Annotated in this window: 20 protein-coding genes; 10 read left to right on the top strand and 10 right to left on the bottom strand. The window is 70.6% G+C overall.

Going from position 1 to position 15,994, the window contains the following annotated elements; translation table 11 throughout:
• Nucleotides 1-35 precede the first annotated feature (35 nt).
• On the top strand, nt 36-461 hold the full coding sequence (locus EIZ45_RS23765) for a VOC family protein (RefSeq protein WP_134665811.1): 426 nt from the start codon (nt 36-38) through the stop codon (nt 459-461).
• Nucleotides 458-784: a YdeI family protein gene (locus EIZ45_RS23760; protein WP_134665809.1), complete on the top strand. Its 327-nt coding sequence runs from the start codon at nt 458-460 to the stop codon at nt 782-784. The genes EIZ45_RS23765 and EIZ45_RS23760 overlap by 4 nt, the downstream gene beginning before the upstream one ends.
• A 29-nt stretch (nt 785-813) precedes the next feature.
• Here the strand turns inward: EIZ45_RS23760 and priA are convergent, their stop codons facing one another.
• Together priA and hisH are read right to left on the bottom strand one after the other, a co-directional pair.
• Entirely contained in the window at nt 814-1,545 is a 732-nt protein-coding gene (priA, locus tag EIZ45_RS23755) for a bifunctional 1-(5-phosphoribosyl)-5-((5-phosphoribosylamino)methylideneamino)imidazole-4-carboxamide isomerase/phosphoribosylanthranilate isomerase PriA (RefSeq protein WP_037370068.1), read from the bottom strand.
• Nucleotides 1,546-1,690: 145 nt separating this feature from the next.
• Entirely contained in the window at nt 1,691-2,314 is a 624-nt protein-coding gene (hisH, locus tag EIZ45_RS23750) for an imidazole glycerol phosphate synthase subunit HisH (RefSeq protein WP_037809638.1), read from the bottom strand.
• Nucleotides 2,315-2,444: 130 nt separating this feature from the next.
• Here hisH and EIZ45_RS23745 point away from each other — a divergent pair, with 130 nt between their 5' ends.
• Entirely contained in the window at nt 2,445-2,630 is a 186-nt protein-coding gene (locus EIZ45_RS23745; RefSeq protein ID WP_037809637.1) for a hypothetical protein, read from the top strand.
• Between the two features lie 33 nt (nt 2,631-2,663).
• On the opposite strand, the gene EIZ45_RS23740 is transcribed toward EIZ45_RS23745, so the two are convergent.
• Together EIZ45_RS23740 and EIZ45_RS23735 are read right to left on the bottom strand one after the other, a co-directional pair.
• Nucleotides 2,664-3,554: a transketolase family protein gene (locus EIZ45_RS23740; RefSeq protein ID WP_134665807.1), complete on the bottom strand. Its 891-nt coding sequence runs from the start codon at nt 3,552-3,554 to the stop codon at nt 2,664-2,666.
• Nucleotides 3,554-4,252, bottom strand: coding sequence for a thiamine pyrophosphate-dependent enzyme (locus EIZ45_RS23735; protein WP_134665805.1), 699 nt, complete (start codon nt 4,250-4,252; stop codon nt 3,554-3,556). Before EIZ45_RS23735 ends, EIZ45_RS23740 begins: the two co-directional genes overlap by 1 nt.
• Before the next feature lie 54 nt (nt 4,253-4,306).
• On the opposite strand from EIZ45_RS23735, the gene soxR reads away from it, so the two are divergent.
• From soxR to EIZ45_RS23720, 3 genes are read left to right on the top strand one after another with little or no spacing between them, the layout of a single operon-like run.
• Nucleotides 4,307-4,768 carry a redox-sensitive transcriptional activator SoxR gene (gene soxR, locus EIZ45_RS23730; RefSeq protein WP_037809633.1) on the top strand — a complete coding sequence of 154 codons (462 nt, stop codon included), beginning with the start codon at nt 4,307-4,309 and terminating at the stop codon, nt 4,766-4,768.
• A gap of 46 nt (nt 4,769-4,814) precedes the next feature.
• Complete coding sequence (locus EIZ45_RS23725) at nt 4,815-5,363, top strand: RNA 2'-phosphotransferase (protein WP_134665803.1); 549 nt, start codon at nt 4,815-4,817, stop codon at nt 5,361-5,363.
• 35 nt (nt 5,364-5,398) lie between these two features.
• Nucleotides 5,399-5,617 (top strand): hypothetical protein, encoded by a 219-nt coding sequence (locus tag EIZ45_RS23720; RefSeq protein WP_134665801.1) that lies wholly within the window; start codon nt 5,399-5,401, stop codon nt 5,615-5,617.
• An 80-nt stretch (nt 5,618-5,697) separates the two neighbouring features.
• Here EIZ45_RS23720 and EIZ45_RS23715 read toward each other — a convergent pair whose 3' ends face one another.
• Together EIZ45_RS23715 and EIZ45_RS23710 are read right to left on the bottom strand one after the other, a co-directional pair.
• Nucleotides 5,698-6,513, bottom strand: a complete 816-nt coding sequence (locus EIZ45_RS23715; RefSeq protein ID WP_134665799.1) for a class I SAM-dependent methyltransferase — start codon at nt 6,511-6,513, stop codon at nt 5,698-5,700.
• Nucleotides 6,514-6,577: 64 nt separating this feature from the next.
• Nucleotides 6,578-7,156, bottom strand: a complete 579-nt coding sequence (locus EIZ45_RS23710) for a TetR/AcrR family transcriptional regulator (RefSeq protein WP_037809627.1) — start codon at nt 7,154-7,156, stop codon at nt 6,578-6,580.
• Nucleotides 7,157-7,351: 195 nt separating this feature from the next.
• On the opposite strand from EIZ45_RS23710, the gene EIZ45_RS23705 reads away from it, so the two are divergent.
• Together EIZ45_RS23705 and EIZ45_RS23700 are read left to right on the top strand one after the other, a co-directional pair.
• Nucleotides 7,352-9,535 carry an MMPL family transporter gene (locus tag EIZ45_RS23705; RefSeq protein WP_134665797.1) on the top strand — a complete coding sequence of 728 codons (2,184 nt, stop codon included), beginning with the start codon at nt 7,352-7,354 and terminating at the stop codon, nt 9,533-9,535.
• Between the two features lie 33 nt (nt 9,536-9,568).
• Entirely contained in the window at nt 9,569-10,213 is a 645-nt protein-coding gene (locus tag EIZ45_RS23700) for a GNAT family N-acetyltransferase (protein WP_134665795.1), read from the top strand.
• A 780-nt stretch (nt 10,214-10,993) separates the two neighbouring features.
• Here EIZ45_RS23700 and EIZ45_RS46185 read toward each other — a convergent pair.
• Entirely contained in the window at nt 10,994-11,152 is a 159-nt protein-coding gene (locus tag EIZ45_RS46185; protein ID WP_162836028.1) for a hypothetical protein, read from the bottom strand.
• Between the two features lie 17 nt (nt 11,153-11,169).
• Between EIZ45_RS46185 and EIZ45_RS23690 the strand changes: the two genes are divergently transcribed.
• On the top strand, nt 11,170-11,907 hold the full coding sequence (locus tag EIZ45_RS23690; protein WP_134665793.1) for an MBL fold metallo-hydrolase: 738 nt from the start codon (nt 11,170-11,172) through the stop codon (nt 11,905-11,907).
• A gap of 177 nt (nt 11,908-12,084) precedes the next feature.
• Here EIZ45_RS23690 and hisB read toward each other — a convergent pair whose 3' ends face one another.
• From hisB to hisD, 3 genes are read right to left on the bottom strand one after another with little or no spacing between them, the layout of a single operon-like run.
• Nucleotides 12,085-12,684 (bottom strand): imidazoleglycerol-phosphate dehydratase HisB, encoded by a 600-nt coding sequence (hisB, locus tag EIZ45_RS23685; RefSeq protein WP_037367102.1) that lies wholly within the window; start codon nt 12,682-12,684, stop codon nt 12,085-12,087.
• Nucleotides 12,681-13,790 carry a histidinol-phosphate transaminase gene (locus EIZ45_RS23680; protein ID WP_134665791.1) on the bottom strand — a complete coding sequence of 370 codons (1,110 nt, stop codon included), beginning with the start codon at nt 13,788-13,790 and terminating at the stop codon, nt 12,681-12,683. Before EIZ45_RS23680 ends, hisB begins: the two co-directional genes overlap by 4 nt.
• Nucleotides 13,787-15,112, bottom strand: a complete 1,326-nt coding sequence (gene hisD / locus EIZ45_RS23675; RefSeq protein WP_037809616.1) for a histidinol dehydrogenase — start codon at nt 15,110-15,112, stop codon at nt 13,787-13,789. The genes EIZ45_RS23680 and hisD overlap by 4 nt, the downstream gene beginning before the upstream one ends.
• A gap of 84 nt (nt 15,113-15,196) precedes the next feature.
• Here hisD and EIZ45_RS23670 point away from each other — a divergent pair, with 84 nt between their 5' ends.
• On the top strand, nt 15,197-15,991 hold the full coding sequence (locus EIZ45_RS23670; RefSeq protein WP_134665789.1) for a carbon-nitrogen hydrolase family protein: 795 nt from the start codon (nt 15,197-15,199) through the stop codon (nt 15,989-15,991).
• The last annotated feature ends 3 nt before the right edge of the window (nt 15,992-15,994 follow it).

Raw genomic sequence — 15,994 nt, 5'->3', positions numbered from 1 at the left:
GCTAGTCCCACCACCGAGCAGACAAGGACTCAGAGATGCTTCGAGGACTCAGCACCGTCACCTTCTACTCCCCCGACTTCGACGCGGCGAAGCGCTGGTACACCGACCTTTTCGGCGTCGCGCCATACCTGGACACCCCGGCGTACCTGGAGTGGCGCATCGGCGACTACCAGCACGAATTCGGCATCGTCCACAGCTCGTACGCCACCAGCGAGCTGTCCCGGACCGCCGATCTCGCCACCGTCGGACAGCCCGCGGGCGCGGTCGTGTTCTGGCACGTCGAGGACGTCCCCGCGACGCTGGAGCGAGTCGTCGCGATGGGTGCGAAGATCCACGACGCCCCGCGCGACCGCGGCACCGGGTTCATCACCGCGTCGGTGATCGACCCGTGGGGCAACGTCCTCGGCCTGATGTACAACCCGCACTACGTCTCGGTCCGCGAAACGCTGGTGCAGGCATGACGATCTTCGCCGACGCCGCGGCATGGCGGAACTGGCTGGCCGAGCACCACGATTCCGCCACCGAAGTCTGGGTGGTGCTGGCGAAGAAGGGCACGCCCGGCCTCACCTACGAGCAGGCGCTGCGAGAAGCGCTCTGCTACGGCTGGATCGACGGCCTGACCCGCCGCCGCGACGACTCGACCTACACCCAGCGGTACACGCCGCGACGGCCGAAAAGCCCGTGGTCGCCGCGAAATCTCGCCCGGGCCGAGCTGCTCCGGCAGGAGGGCCGGATGCGCCCAGCCGGGCAACTCGCGCTCGACCGGGCCGCGATTCCGGCGTGATTTCCGGTGCTCGCCGACGATTCCCGCGGTCAGCGGACGGCGGCGAGGGCTTCCGGGAGGGTGAAAGCGCCCGCGTACAGCGCCTTCCCGACGATCGAGCCTTCGACGCCGTCCGACGCCAGCCCGGCGAGCGCCCGCAGATCGTCCACACTGGACACTCCGCCGGAGGCGATCACCGGGGCGTCGGTGCGGGCGGTGACCTCGCGCAGCAGGTCCAGGTTCGGGCCGCGCAGGGTGCCGTCCTTGCTCACGTCGGTGACGACGTACCGGCTGGCCCCGTCGCGGTCGAGCCGCTCCAGGACCTCCCACAGGTCGCCGCCGTCGGACGTCCAGCCGCGCGCGGACAGCCGGTGCCCGGCCTCGGTGATCCGCACGTCGAGGCCGATCGCGACGCGGTCGCCGTATTCGGAGACGACCTTCGCCGTCCAGTCCGGGTCCTCGAGCGCCGCGGTGCCGAGGTTGACCCGGCGCGCGCCGGTGGCGAGCGCCGCCTCGAGCGACGCGTCGTCGCGGATGCCGCCGGACAGCTCCACCTGCACGTCGAGCCGCTTGACGACGTCGGCGAGCAGCTCGCGGTTGCTGCCCTTGCCGAAGGCCGCGTCGAGGTCCACGAGATGGATCCACTCGGCGCCGTCGCGCTGCCACTGCAGCGCCGCCTCGAGCGGGCTGCCGTAGGAGGTCTCGGTGCCCGCCTCGCCCTGGACGAGTCGGACCGCCTGGCCGTCGGCAACATCAACTGCGGGAAGGAGCGTGAAAGTCACGCGCACAGCCTAAGCGGCGCGGCCGGGCGCACCTTCCGGGGGATATCCGCGCGGCCGGACGGCCTCGGCGACCTGGCGATGCGGCGCACGCCACGGACCGGCGAAGTGAGCGGCGGCACAGTCGCCTCCTGACGGAAACTCCCGGCTACGCCAGCGTGCCGAGCCAGTTGCGCAGCAGCTGCGCCCCCGCGTCCCCGGACTTCTCCGGGTGGAACTGGGTGGCCCACAGCGGCCCGTTCTCCACCGCCGCGACGAAGTCCTCGCCGTGGTTCGCCCAGGTCACCTTGGGCTGCTGCCCGGCGAGGCCGGAGTCCAGTTCCCACTTCCGCGCCGCGTACGAGTGCACGAAATAGAACCGCTCGTCCGCGTCGATCCCAGCGAACAGCTGCGAATCGGCGGGCGCGCGGACGGTGTTCCAGCCCATGTGCGGGAGCACGTCGGCGTGCAGCCGCTCGACCGTGCCCGGCCATTCGCCGGTGCCCTCGGTCTCCTCGCCGTGCTCGACGCCGCGCGAGAACAGGATCTGCATGCCGACGCAGATGCCCAGCACCGGGCGTCCGCCCGCCAGCCGCTTGCCGATGATCCGGTGCCCGTGCACGCCCAGCAGCCCGCTCATGCACGCCGAGAACGCGCCGACGCCGGGCACCACGAGGCCGTCGGCTTCGAGCGCGGCATGCGGGTCCGCGGTGACTTCCACGTCGGCGCCCGCGCGCGCGACGGCGCGTTCGGCGGAGCGGAGGTTTCCGGAGCCGTAATCGAGGATCACCACACGAGACACGCCCCGAGCCTAGCCTCCCGGACAATTTCGTTCCGAGCCCGTTTCGTTCTCGCCCCGAACGGGTACCCACTGGGCTATGTGCGGGTGCCGCCGGCGCCCCCGGACCCGGAAAGAGGACGAAATGTCCGAGTCCGATCTGCTTTGCCGGATGTTCCAAGCATGGCGGGAAGACATCGACAGCGTGCCGTTCCCGCAGTTCAGGGAGCTGACCATCCCGCTGCAGAAGACCCGCGCGGAGATCGACCTCGCGCGCCGGTCGACCGCGCGCACGGTGAACCCCGTGCGACGCGCCGACAGCGGCTGGTGATCCCGGGAGGTTGCCCGTTGCCGGGGTCTCTCCTCATCCGGTGAAGAATTCCTTGAGGGACAACGCGATCGAACCCGCGTCGAGCCCGTGCACGAGATCGTGGTCGGCGAGCGTGCCGTAGATCCGCACCTCGGCGTCCCGGCGGGTGCCGAGGTTCAGCAGCCGGTGCGGCCGGTCCGCGAGCGCGTCGGCGACGCAATGCGCGGAGGTTCCCCTGAGGTACGGCTCCACCAGCGCCACATCAGCCACCTCCGGCATCGCGGCACGCAGCCCTTCGGCGTCGAACGGGCGCACCGTCGAGGTGTAGAGCACCGTCACGTCCATGCCCTCGGCCGCCTCCAGCACCCGGTCCAGCATCGGCCCGACCGCGATCACCACGCCGCGCGTGCCCTGGCGGATCGTCTGGAGCCCGACGCCGAGGTGCGGCTCGGAATTCTCCTGCGCGGACAGCCGCAGGTACGTCCGGCTGTCCCCGGGCACCGAGTCGAGCAGCAGCCGCCGCGCCTCCTCGGGATGCCCGGGCACGTGCACGTACCAGCCAGGCAGGGAATCGATCAGCGCGACGTCGCCGGGAGCCTGGTGCGTGCGGCCTTCCATCGGCATGTCGTAGGAAGCGCCGTACGACACCAGCACCGCGCCGAGGTCCTGGTGGCTGAGGTCCAGTTTGATCTGCTCGAACGCGCGCTCCACGAGGAACGCGTTGAAGGTGTGCACGATCGGCCGGAGCCCGGCGAGCGCGAGGCCGGCGCCGGTGCTCACGAGCAATTGCTCGCGGATCCCGACGTTGATCACCCGGTCCGGATGCCGTCGCGCGGCCTCGGCGAGCGACGCGGCCGAGATGTCGGCGAGGACGATCGCCACGTCCTGGTCGCGGTTGACGATTTCCTCGGCGGTGGTCAGGAAGGTGTCCCGCATGTTCGGCATCAGTGCGCGCCTTTCGGTTCCACGACGGCGACGACCGCGAGCGGCCGTCCGGGATGAGGGGTGGTGAACGCGTCGTACAGCGCTTCGTGGTCGCGACCGGAGACCGTGCGCACGGCCCAGCCCTCGGTTTCGAAACGGCGCGCGATGCCGCCTGGCCAGCCGTGCGTCGAGGATTGGTTGTCCACGACCACTGCGGTGAGCTTGTCGAGCCCGAGCCGTGCGGCGACGACGATCGCCTCATGGTTGGAGCCTTCGTCGAGTTCGGCGTCGCCGACCAGCGTGACGATGCGCGAGCGGAACCGGCGGGCGCGCAGGCCGAGCGCGGTGCCGACGGCGATCGGCAGGCCGTGCCCGAGCGAACCGCTGGAGATTTCGACGCCGGGCGCGCGGACGCGGTCGGGATGGTGGCCGAGCCGCGAACGCGCCGAACTCCAGCCGGCGAGTTCGTCCTCGTCCAGCCAGCCTTTCGCGACGAGCACCGCGTAGTACGCCATCGGGCCGTGCCCCTTGGACAGCAGGAACCGGTCGCGGCCCGGGTGCCGGGCGGTGTCCGGGCCGAGGTCGAGGACCCGGTCGAACAGCACCCACAGGACGTCCATTGTGGACTCCGCGGCCGCGTGGTGTTTGTCGTCGCCGGTCATCAGCGAGATCAGCCGGGGCAGGTCCGCGTAGCCCGGCTCGTGCGTCGTCGTGGTCATGGTCCCGACCATGCAACCTCGACCAAACTGAAGGTCAAGCGCTAACCTGGACCAATGACGAGGTTGGCGGACAAGCTGAGCATCGGCCAGGTCGCGGAACGCAGCGGGGTCCCGCACACGGCACTGCGGTTCTACGAGGAGCGCGGCCTGATCACGTCCGAGCGCTCGGCGGGCAACCAGCGCCGTTACGCGCGTTCGGTGCTGCGGCGGATCGCGTTCATCCGCGCCGCGCAACGGGTCGGGCTGTCGCTGGAAGACATCAGCGCGGCGTTGGAGACGCTCCCCGCCGACCACGCGCCGACGAAGGCGGACTGGGCCCGGCTGTCGCGCGAATGGCAGACCGAACTCGACGCCCGGATCGACGCGCTCCAGCGGTTGCGGGACCGGCTGACCGGATGCGTCGGCTGCGGATGCCTGTCGCTGCGCAGCTGCGGCCTGTACAACGCGGACGACGAGCTCTCCCGGTTCGGGCCCGGGGCCAGCAAGCTTCGTCCGGTCCTGGAGGGCGGCATCTGAATTCCGTTGCGCGCCAGTGCTTCGGTGTGGGTTACTGCGGGCAGAGATGAACGAGAAAAATCGAACCCGGGTATCCAAACGGCTGTCCCGGCACCTGCGCCACGACCCCGGCGGGCTCGGCCTCACCCTCTCCCCTGGCGGCTGGGTTCCGGTCGACGAGTTGCTCGCCGCACTGGCCCGTAACCAGTTCCCGGTGAGCCGCGCGGAGCTGGACGAGGTCGTCGCGAACTGCGCCAAACAGCGGTTCGGCTTCGACGAAACGGGGACGTTGATCCGCGCCAGCCAGGGACACAGCGTCCGGGTGGATCTGGAACTGTCGGACGCGCCGCCGCCTGAAATCCTTTTCCACGGCACGGCGACGCGGTTCCTGCCGTCGATCCAGGCGGAGGGATTGCGCCCGATGAAGCGGCACGCGGTGCATTTGTCGGCAACCCGCGAGACGGCGTGGAAGGTCGGATCGCGGCACGGGAAGCCGGTCGTGCTCACGGTGGCGGCCGGGGAAATGGCCGCGCGCGGGCACGTGTTTCAGGTGAGCGACAACGGGGTGTGGCTGACTTCGGCGGTTCCGGCGGAGTTTCTGACGGCACCCGAGTAGCGCATACTGAACGGGTCGCGCCCGAGGAGGTGGCCATGCCGGACTACACGATCGTCCAGTGCAGCGAAGGCCATTATTTCTCCACGATCTGGCAGCCCTTGGTGTCGTTCAAGGCGATCCGGCTCGGCGACCGGCGGCTGCAGCGATGCCCGGTGTGCCGCCGTTTCCGCTCCGTAGTCCGGGTTCCCGCGGATCAGTTGACGGCCGAGGAACGGCGCGCGGCTGAAGCGTTGAAGGACTCCCGGCTGCCGTAGCCGACCGCCTCGGCGAGTTTTCCGGGAGCGGGTGCGGACGTTGCGGAGGTGCGTGAGGGCCACCGGAGCGCTTCCGCGGTTCAGCCGGTTTCGCCGACCTGGCACAGGATTTCCCCGTGCGGAATCGAGAACCAGCCGTCCGGATCGGCCGCCCACGCACGCCACGCGGCGGAGATCTCGCGGAGGTCTTCCGCGGACGCGTGCCCGCCCGCCACGGCCTGTTCGGCAATCTTGGAATCCAGGATCCGTTCCGCCCACATGCCGCCCCACCACGCGCGTTCCTCAGGCGTGGAATGACACCAGATCGAGGCACTCGGCTTGACGTCGCGAGCGCCCGCGGCGTGCGCCCAGGCCAGCAATCGCCGTCCCGCGTCCGGCTCGGCGCCATTGCCGTGCGCGACCGCGCGGTACACCTCGAGCCAGCGGTCGAGCCGCGAATCCGCCGGCCACCAGAACGCTGCGGCGTAGTCGGTGTCGCGGGCAGCGACCACACCGCCGGGTTTCGCCAGCGCCAGCATGTGCCGCAGCGCTTCCACCGGTTCGGTCAGGTGCAGCAGCACCTGGTGTGCGTGCACGACGTCGAACCGGCCGATCGCCGGGGCCGCGGTGATGTCGGCGCGCTCGAACCGGACGTTGGACACGCCTTCGCTCCGCGCGTGCGCCCGCGCCTGCTCCAGAACGGCTTCCGACACGTCGATGCCGACGACCTCGCCCGGAGCCACCCGGCGGGCGAGATCCACCGTGATCGTCCCGGGTCCGCAGCCGACGTCCAGCACGCTGCGCCCGGGAAGCAGCTCCGGTGCGAGGTAGGCCGCCGAATTGTCGACGGTTCGCCAAGTTTGCGACCGTACAACGCTTTCCGCGTGCCCCTGCCCGTAAGCGCTATCCGAAGACATGCTCCGAGGTTAGGAGCCTCGTCCCAGATACTGCAACAGGATTCTCAACAGTTGAGAAGCTGGCTCAGCAGACCCGGCGGCGCGGCCTGCCCAGCAGCCGCCGCCCCACTCCGACCAACTCCTGGCGCAGCGTTTCGTCGTCCACCTCGGCCAGATCGGGCGCGCCGCCCGCCATCGCGATGCCGGTGAACGCCACGATCGCCGTCACGCGAGCGGTCACGTCCGGCTCCGGCTCCCCGGCCACGATCGAGATCAGCGCCTGTTTGAATCCTTCGACGCCGTGCCGCGATTTCGCGAGCGCCGCGTCGATGCCCGGGTCGCTGGAGAACAGCGCGACCAGCACCCGGTGCCGCACCACGAGATCGACGAAACCGTCCAGCAGATGATCCACGCGCGCGCCGTGGCGGCGGTGCTTCGCCGCCTCGACGACCAGTTCGTCCAGTTCCCGGATGCCCGGTTCCGCGACCGCCTCGGTGATCTCCGACTTCGTCTTGAAGTGGTAGTACACCGCGGCCTTGGTGACGCCAAGCTCGTCGGCGATCATCTGCAGCGACGTGCCCTCCACGCCGTGCTCCGAGAACAGCCGCAGCGCAGTGGCGAGCAGCCTGGTCCGGGTGTCCGCGACCGGTTCGACGGTCGTCATCGCGCCCTCCTCGTCAAGCGGAGTGCGCTGCTCCGCAGCACATCATCGTACTTGCCGGGCGACTAGTCCGAAACTTGCCGTGCGGCTAGTCACATCCTAGCCGATCGGCTTGGCAGCCCCTTGCCGAACGGCTAGCTTCGAAAGGGCGATTCCCAGTGCGGAGAGCCCGCTTCGGGCGCGAAACGGAGACGACTCGTGGCACCCTTCCTGTACCGGCTCGGCAGGCTGTCGTTCCGCCGCCGGGTCCTCGTGGCGGCGGTCTGGGCGCTTGTCCTCGCGGCGGTGGGCGCGGGCGCGCTCACGCTGTCGGGCAAGCTGTCCGATTCGGTGACCATCCCCGGCACCGAATCCCAGCAGGCGATCGACCGGCTGGCCGAGCACTTCCCGCAGGCCGCGGCGGGCGGCGGCACCGCGCGCGTGGCGATCGCCGCGCCGGAGGGGCACAAGGTCACCGACCCGGCGGGGCAGGCGGCCGTCGAGTCGGTGGTGGGCAAGCTGAAGTCCGCGCCGAAGGTGGCCGCGGTGGTCGACCCGTTCCAGGCGAAGTCGGTGTCCCCCGACGGCCGGGTCGCGCTCGCGCAGGTGAGCTACCAGGTGAAGGGCTTCGAGCTCAGCGATTCCGACCGGTCCGCGCTGCTGGCGACCGGTGATCACGCGAAGCAGCTGGGATATCAGGTCGAGTACGGCGGCGACGCGGTGCAGGGCATCCCGGCGACCGGAGCCACCGAAGGGCTCGGCGTCGCGGTCGCGGCGGTCGTCCTGATCATCACCTTCGGTTCGCTGCTGGCCGCCGGGATTCCGTTGCTGACCGCGTTGATCGGGGTCGGCGTCGGGATGGCGGGCATCATGCTGGCGTCCGGTTCGATGGAGCTGAACTCCAACACTCCGGTGCTGGCGTTGATGATCGGGCTCGCGGTGGGCATCGACTACGCGCTGTTCATCGTCTCCCGTTACCGGCACGAACTGGCCGAGGGCCGCGAACCCGAGGAAGCCGCCGGTCGAGCCGTTGGCACCGCCGGCTCCGCCGTGGTGTTCGCCGGGCTGACGGTGATCATCGCGCTCGCCGGGCTGACCGTCGTCGGTATTCCGTTCCTCGGCCAGATGGGCGTCGCCGCCGCGGCGACCGTCGTGATCGCGGTGCTAATCGCGTTGACGCTGCTGCCCGCCGTGCTCGGCTTCGCCGGCGGCCGGGTCGCCAGCAGCAAGATCCGCGTGCGCCGCCGCACCGAAGGCCCGACGCACGGCGAGCGCTGGGCGCGTTTCGTTGCGCGGCACCGGGTTCCGGTCCTGCTGACCGCGCTGGTCGGGCTGGCCGTGGTCGCGATTCCCGCGCTGAGCATGCAGCTCGGCCTGCCCAACGACTCCACCGCCGCGCCGGACACCACCCAGCGCAAGGCCTACGAACTGGTCAGCAAGGGCTTCGGCGAGGGCGCGAACGGACCGCTGCTCGTCGTCGTCGACACCGGCCCGAACCACAATCCGGCCGCGTTGAAGCAGGCCGCGGCGGACATCGGCAAGCTGCCGGACGTCGCCGCGGTGACGCCGCCTCGGGTCAACCCGGCCGGGGACACCGCGGTGCTCACGGTGATCCCGAAGAGCGGCCCGAGCAGCACGCAGACCGAAGACCTCGTGTCCGCGATCCGCGCGCAATCCGCGCCGTTGCAGGAAAACACCGGCGGCAGTCTCGCGGTGACCGGCCAGACCGCGGCCAACATCGACGTGTCGCAGAAGCTGTCGGACGCGATGCTGCCCTACCTCGCGCTGATCGTCGGGCTGGCGTTCCTGTTGCTGATGCTGGTGTTCCGGTCGGTCGTAGTGCCGTTGAAGGCGACGCTCGGGTTCCTGGGCTCGGTGGTCGCGACGTTCGGCGCGGTGGTCGCGGTGTTCCAGTGGGGCTGGCTCACCGACCTGCTCGGCGTCGCCTCGACCGGCCCGATCATGAGCATGCTGCCGATCCTGCTGATCGGCGTCCTGTTCGGGCTCGCGATGGACTACCAGGTGTTCCTGGTGACCCGGATGCGCGAGGAACACGTGCACGGCGCCGAGCCGCAGGAAGCGATGGTGACCGGGTTCCGGCACGGCGCGCGGGTCGTCGTGGCGGCCGCGCTGATCATGATCTCGGTGTTCGCCGGGTTCGTCCTGGCCGAGTCGACGCTGATCCAGTCGATCGGGTTCGCGCTGGCCTTCGGCGTGCTGGTGGACGCGTTCGTGATCCGGATGACCATCGTGCCCGCGGTGATGTCCCTGCTCGGCCGCGGCGCGTGGTGGTTGCCCAAGTGGCTCGACCGGATCCTGCCGAACGTCGACGTCGAAGGCGAGGGCCTCGTCCGCGAACTCGGCGCCCGCGGCGACGACGAACGCGAGCTGACTCGAGTCTGAGTTTTTGTCGGTGGTGGTTCGTACCCTGGTTTCATGATCGAGGACACGGTACGGACTTGGGTCGCGGGATGGGCGTTGTCACGCCAGACGCCGGCGCCGGTCGAGAAGCCATGGGGGCTTTTCGTCGAGGTGCCGGACAATCCCGCGGAAGTGGGCAGGCACGTCCTGCCCGAGGCTGAGGAATCGCTGGTCCGCGCTGCTGCGGGCGCGGTCAGCGAACCTCGGACGTGGCTGAAAACGCCTGCCGAGCCGGAAACGATCGAACCGTGGATGCCGGACGGCTGGATAGTCGCGTGGGAAGAAACCGGACACCTGATGGCGACGGATCTGCTGGCGACGAACCCGGTCGCGCCGGAGGGCTACACGGTGACGGTGGAGATCAGCGGCGCCGTCACGTTTCTCCGCGTGCTGGACGCGTCGGGCGAGCAGGCGGCAAAGGGCCAGATGGCGACTGTCGGCGACGCGGTTGTTGTGGACCGGGTGGTGACTGAGGAAGCCCACCGGCGCCGCGGACTGGGCGGGTTCGTGATGCGCTCGCTCGCCGACCGCGCGGTCTCGGACGGAGCGGTGCTGGGCGTGCTCGGGGCGACGGATGCGGGGCGGGCGCTGTACGAGACGTTGGGGTGGAAAAAGCACGCGACGCTGGCTGAGTGCATTTATCAGCCGTTGGCGGCTTAGTCTCGGGGTGCGCTTGGGGAGGTGTTTTATTGACAGGAGTCACGGGCTAGGCGTGGGGAGATTCGCGTTCGTTGCCGGGAAGGCGTGCGTCGAAGGCGGCTAGGACCTCGCACGTCGCCGCGAGTTACGCGCTTGCCGTGAGGGGCGTGCGCTAGCTGTGGGGAGGCACGCTGTGGGCGGGGAAGTCCGTGTTTCGTTGCTGGGAGGGCGCCACGAGCGACAACGGCCGCGTTAGCCGCCGCGAACCACGGGCTGCTGTGGAAGGGCTCGCGTTAGCTGCCTGGGCAAGTCTCGGGAGGCGCGAAGGTCCGCATCAATTGCTGGGCGGCGCAGGGCAGGTGCGGGCACACGCCTGCGCGAGAAGGTCCGCGTCGGCGACCAGGCCCGTGTCGGCGACCAGGCCCGTGTCGGCGACCAGGCCCGTGTCGGCGACCAGGCCCGTGTCGGCGACCAGGCCCGTGTCGGCGACCAGGCCCGTGTCGGCGAGCAAGCCCGTGTCGGCGACCAGGTCCGCGTCGGCGACCAAGCCCGCGTAGGCGAGCAGGTCCGCGTCGGCGACCAAGCCCGCGTAGGCGAGCAGGTCCGCGTCGGCGACCAAGCCCGCGTAGGCGAGCAAGCCCGCGTCGGCGAGCAGGTCCGCGTCGGCGAGCAGGTCCGCGTCAGCAGCCAGGTCCGCGTCGGCGAGCAGGTCCGCGTCAGCAGCCAGGTCCGCGTCGGCGAGAAGGCCCGCGTCAACAGTGCGGGAAGCGTGCGTCGGGAGCGGGAAGATCCCGGGAGTGGTCAGCTGACCAGCCAGGCGATGGCCCCGCCGATCGCCAGCACTGCCGCGATGCCCAGCACCACGGCGAAGAACTTCGCGGTCTTCCACAGCGAGTAGACCCCGCCGGCCAGGAAGCCGCCGAGGGCCAGCAGCAGGACCGCGATCAGTTCTTTGCTCACAGGGGTTAGCGTGCCACATGGCTTTCACCGTGACGGTACTGGGCAGCGCGACGCCGTACCCGCGCCCGGACGCTCCGTGCTCCGGGTACCTGGTGCGCCACGAGGACACCGCGATCTGGCTCGACGCCGGGCCCGGTACCCTCGCTGCCCTGCAGGAACACGTCTCGCCGGCGGAGCTGGACGCGATCTGGATCTCGCATCTGCACGCGGACCACGTCGCGGATCTGTTACCGGCGGTGTACGCACTGTTGTTCGCGGATCTCCACCCGCGGCGACCGATCCCGCTCTACGGCCCGCCGGGGACAGCGGCGCGGATCTCGGCGTTCCTCAGCAACACCGGCCGCGCGCCGATCGAGGAGGCGTTCGCCGTCCGGGAACTCCACGACGGGCATCGGACCAGGGTCGGCGGGCTGCGCCTCGAGACGGTGGCCGTGTCGCACGGGTTCCCGGCGTTCGGGGTGCGGATCACTGACGGAGAGCGGACTTTCGCGTACTCCGGGGACACCGGGCCGTGCTCGGCGCTCTCGGAGCTGGCGAAGGGGACGGATCTGTTCCTGTGCGAAGCGGACAGCATCGAGCCGTCCGCGGAACACCTGACTCCGGCGGAAGCAGGCCACGCGGCTGCCGGTGCCGCACGACTGGTGCTCACGCATCTCGGCCACACGGTCACCGCCCGCGACGCGGTTCGCCTTGCCGCCGAACACTTTCCCGGGCCGGTGGCTTATGCCGCGCCGCGGACGGTGTTCCGCGTGTGAGCGGTCAGAACGAGAACCGAGTGCGCGGTGCCGCTCCGCTGGGGCGAGCTTGCCCTCGAATCACCGAACTGAATATCGCTCGGTCGATTCCCGCTTCTCCTGCTCGATGCGGGCCGCATTCCCCGGCGCGGCCACCGTGCGCGGCGTCCAGAGCAACGCCGCGCACGTCCGTAGCCGCTAAAGCACGCCCTTCGTGGACGGAATCCCACCGGCGCGCGGGTCCGGTTCCGTGGCCGCACGCAGTGCCCTGGCCACGGCCTTGTACTCCGCTTCCGCGATGTGGTGCGGGTCGCGGCCGTGGATGACGCGGACGTGCAGGGCGATCTGCGCGTGGAACGCCAGCGAGTCGAAGACGTGCCGGGTCAGGACGAACGGGTAGTTGTTGCCGATCGTGAAGGTGTTGAACTGCTCCGGTTCCCCGACGTGCACGCAGTACGGGCGGCCGGAGACGTCGATCGCGGCGTGGGCGAGGGTTTCGTCCATCGGGATCCACGCGTCGCCGAAGCGGCGGATGCCGCTCTTGTCCCCGAGGGCCTGGCGCAGCGCCTGGCCGAGCACGATCGCGGTGTCCTCGACGGTGTGGTGGGCGTCGATGTGGACGTCGCCGGTCGCTTCGACCTTCAGGTCCAGCGAACCGTGCACGCCGAACGCGGTGAGCATGTGGTCGTAGAACGGCACGCCGGTGGCGATCTCCACCTGGCCGGTCCCGTCGAGGTCAAGCTGGACCAGGATGGACGATTCCTTGGTGGTGCGCTCCACCTTGCCGACGCGGCTCATCGCTTGACTTCCTTACTCGCTTCGAGGAAAGCGTCGTTCTCTTCCGGGGTGCCGACGGTCACCCGCAGGTGGCCTTCGATGCCCACGTCCCGGATCAGCACGCCGTGGTCCAAATAGGACTGCCAGCTGGCCGGCGCGTCGCTGAACTGTCCGAAGAGGACGAAGTTGGCGTCGCTCGGCACCGGGGTGAATCCCAAGCCCAGCAAGGCTTCCACGACGCGGTCGCGTTCGGCGGAGAGCCGGTGCACCGACGCGAGGGTGGCGTCGGCGTGCCGGAGGGCGGCGCGGGCGGCCGCCTGGGTGACCTTGGACAGGTGGTACGGCAGCCGGACGAGCTGCAGTGCGTCCACGATGGCCGGTGCGGCGGCGAGGTAGCCCAGCCGTCCGCCGGCGAAGGCGAACGCCTTGCTCATCGTGCGCGACACGATCAGCTTCGCCGGGTACTCCGCGATCAGCTCGATCGCGGAGGCCTGCGACGAAAACTCCGCGTACGCCTCGTCCACCACGACGATCCCCGGGGCCGCGTCGAGCACGCCGCGCAGCTGGTCCAGCGGGATCGACCCGCCGGTGGGGTTGTTCGGGCTGGTCACGAACACGATGTCCGGCTTCCGCTCGGCGACCGCTCGGGCGGCCTGCGCGGTGTCGAGCGAGAAGTCCGCGCGGCGCGGCACCGGCAGCCAGTCGGTGCGGGTGCCGGTCGCGATGATCGGGTGCATCGAGTACGACGGCTCGAAGCCCAGCGCGGTGCGGCCGGGGCCGCCGAACGCCTGCAGGATCTGCTGCAGGATCTCGTTCGACCCGTTCGCCGCCCACACGTTCGCCTCGGACAGCACGACCCGGGTGGACACCGTCAGGTAGTCCGCCAGATCGGTGCGCAGCGCCACCGCGTCGCGGTCCGGGTACCGGTGCAGCGACGCGGCTTCGGCGCGCACGGCCTCGGCGACGTCGTCGACCAGTTCGGGCGGCGGCGGGTACGGGTTTTCGTTGGTGTTGAGCCGGATCGGGACGTCCAGCTGCGGCGCGCCGTACGGGGTGCGGCCCCGCAGGTCCTCGCGCAGCGGGAGTTCGGCGAGGGTGACCTCGCCGCCGGGAGTGGCTTCGTTCATCGGCCGTCTCCTTCGAAACGTGCGGTGACGGCTTCGCCGTGCGCGGGCAGGTCTTCGGCGTCCGCGAGCGCGACGACGCGGGGAGCGATCTCGCGCAGGGCGTCCTCGGAGTAGTCCACGACGTGGATCCCCTTCAGGAAGCTCTGCACCGACAGGCCCGAGGAATGCCGCGCGAACCCGCCGGTGGGCAGCACGTGGTTCGAGCCGGCGCAGTAGTCGCCCAGCGAAACCGGGGCGTACGCGCCGACGAAAATCGCTCCGGCGTTGCGCACCCGCGCGGCCACTTCGCGGGCGTTCGCGGTCTGGATTTCCAGGTGCTCGGCGGCATACGCGTCCACGACGCGCAGTCCGTCGTCCACAGTGGACACCAGGATGACGCCGGACTGCTTGCCGCCCAGCGCCTGGCCGACCCGCTCGGAGTGCTTCGTCGCGGGGACGCGGGCGGCCAGTTCCGTCTCGACCGCGTCGGCCAGCTTCTCGGACGTGGTCACGAGGACGCTCGCGGCGAGCGGGTCGTGCTCGGCCTGGCTGATCAGGTCGGCGGCGACGTGGGCCGGGTCGGCCGTCTCGTCGGCGAGGATCGCGATCTCGGTCGGACCGGCCTCGGAGTCGATCCCGATCACGCCGCGGACCAGGCGTTTGGCCGCGGTGAGGAAGATGTTGCCGGGGCCGGTGACGATGTCCACCGGGGCCAGTTCGGCGCCGTCGGTGTCGACGCCGCCGTAGGCGACCAGCGCGACCGCCTGCGCGCCGCCGACCGCCCACACCTCGTCCACGCCGAGCAGCGCGGCCGCGGCCAGGATCGTCGGGTGCGGCCGTCCGCCGAACGCGGCCTGCGGCGGCGAGCACACGACCAGGGAGCGCACGCCGGCCAGCTGCGCCGGGACGACGTTCATCACCACGGTCGACGGGTACACCGCCAGCCCGCCCGGCGCGTACAGGCCGACGCGGTCGACCGGCACCCAGCGCTCGGTGACCGTGCCGCCGGGCACGACCTGGGTCGTGACGTCCTGGCGGCGCTGGTCGGAGTGCACTTTCCGGGCGCGCTTGATGGACTCCTCCAGCGCGGCGCGGACCTGCGGGTCCAGCTCGGACAGCGCCTTGGACAGCTCTTCGGCGGGCACCCGGACCGTCTCCGGGCGCACCTTGTCGAACCGCTCGGTGAACTCGAGGACCGCCTCGACCCCGTGGTCGCGGACCGCCTCGACCACCGGCCGGACCTGATGCAGCGCCGCGTCCACGTCGTACTCGGCGCGCGGAAGCGCGGCACGGAGCTCGGCAGCGGAGGGGACCTGCCCGCGCAGGTCGGTGCGGTTCAACATGGACACCAGGGTACGAGGTGGCCCGCGCGCGCCCGGCAGGGATACTCGATGCCGACCCGCTGTCCCCGGACCAGGGAGGCTCGTGTGCCCCGGATCGCGTTGTGCCAGCTCAACTCGGGCGACGACCCGGAAGAAAACCTGAAAACGGTTCGCTCCGGCGTGGAGGCCGCGGCGGCCGCCGGAGCGCGGGTGGTGGTGTTCCCGGAGGCGACGATGGCCCGCTTCGGCCGCCCGCTCGCCCCGGTCGCGCAGCAGCTGGACGGCCCGTGGGCGTCGGCGGTCGCCGCGATCGCCTCGGAGCACGACGTGCTGGTGATCGCCGGGATGTTCACGCCAGCGGACAACGGGCGGGTGCGGAACACGCTGCTGATCACCGGGCTGGGGCAGCATCTCGGCTACGACAAGATCCACCTGTACGACGCCTTCGGCTTCGCCGAATCGGACACTGTCGCGCCGGGTGCGGAGGTCGTGACGTTCTCCGCGGAGGGGACCGTGTTCGGGGTCGCCACCTGCTACGACCTGCGGTTCCCGGAGCTGTTCCGACGCCTGGCCGACGACGGCGCGGACGTGGTGACGGTCCCGGCTTCGTGGGGCGCGGGAGCCGGGAAGCGGGAGCAGTGGGAAGTCCTGGTGCGGGCACGGGCCCTGGACTCGGGCTGCTGGGTGGCGGCTTGCGGGCAGGCCGACCCGGCGGTGACCGGGGTGGAAGTGAATCCGAAGGCGCCGACCGGCATCGGGTACTCGCTGGTGGCGGACGGTTTCGGGCGGGTGGAGGCGCAGGCTGGGGCCGGGGTGGAGATGCTGGTGGTGGACGTGGACCCGGAGGTGGCGGGGAAGGCTCGGACGGCTACTGGGGCGTTGGCCAACCGGCGGCTGTAGAGG

Source organism: Amycolatopsis sp. CFH S0740 (genome assembly GCF_004522315.1).
GTDB lineage: Bacteria > Actinomycetota > Actinomycetes > Mycobacteriales > Pseudonocardiaceae > Amycolatopsis > Amycolatopsis nivea.
Note: the sequence above shows the minus strand (reverse complement) of the source record. Positions and strands in the feature narration are given on the sequence as shown.

Bases quoted from the DNA above. Each gene is read 5' to 3' on its own strand.
- EIZ45_RS23765 (WP_134665811.1), top strand. From the start codon at position 36: ATGCTTCGAGGACTCAGCACCGTCACCTTCTACTCCCCCGACTTCGAC.
- EIZ45_RS23760 (WP_134665809.1), top strand. From the start codon at position 458: ATGACGATCTTCGCCGACGCCGCGGCATGGCGGAACTGGCTGGCCGAG.
- EIZ45_RS23745 (WP_037809637.1), top strand. From the start codon at position 2,445: ATGTCCGAGTCCGATCTGCTTTGCCGGATGTTCCAAGCATGGCGGGAA.
- EIZ45_RS23740 (WP_134665807.1), bottom strand. From the start codon at position 3,554: ATGCCGAACATGCGGGACACCTTCCTGACCACCGCCGAGGAAATCGTC.
- EIZ45_RS23735 (WP_134665805.1), bottom strand. From the start codon at position 4,252: ATGACCACGACGACGCACGAGCCGGGCTACGCGGACCTGCCCCGGCTG.
- soxR (WP_037809633.1), top strand. From the start codon at position 4,307: ATGACGAGGTTGGCGGACAAGCTGAGCATCGGCCAGGTCGCGGAACGC.
- EIZ45_RS23725 (WP_134665803.1), top strand. From the start codon at position 4,815: ATGAACGAGAAAAATCGAACCCGGGTATCCAAACGGCTGTCCCGGCAC.
- EIZ45_RS23720 (WP_134665801.1), top strand. From the start codon at position 5,399: ATGCCGGACTACACGATCGTCCAGTGCAGCGAAGGCCATTATTTCTCC.
- EIZ45_RS23715 (WP_134665799.1), bottom strand. From the start codon at position 6,513: ATGTCTTCGGATAGCGCTTACGGGCAGGGGCACGCGGAAAGCGTTGTA.
- EIZ45_RS23710 (WP_037809627.1), bottom strand. From the start codon at position 7,156: ATGACGACCGTCGAACCGGTCGCGGACACCCGGACCAGGCTGCTCGCC.
- EIZ45_RS23700 (WP_134665795.1), top strand. From the start codon at position 9,569: ATGATCGAGGACACGGTACGGACTTGGGTCGCGGGATGGGCGTTGTCA.
- EIZ45_RS23690 (WP_134665793.1), top strand. From the start codon at position 11,170: ATGGCTTTCACCGTGACGGTACTGGGCAGCGCGACGCCGTACCCGCGC.
- hisB (WP_037367102.1), bottom strand. From the start codon at position 12,684: ATGAGCCGCGTCGGCAAGGTGGAGCGCACCACCAAGGAATCGTCCATC.
- EIZ45_RS23680 (WP_134665791.1), bottom strand. From the start codon at position 13,790: ATGAACGAAGCCACTCCCGGCGGCGAGGTCACCCTCGCCGAACTCCCG.
- hisD (WP_037809616.1), bottom strand. From the start codon at position 15,112: ATGTTGAACCGCACCGACCTGCGCGGGCAGGTCCCCTCCGCTGCCGAG.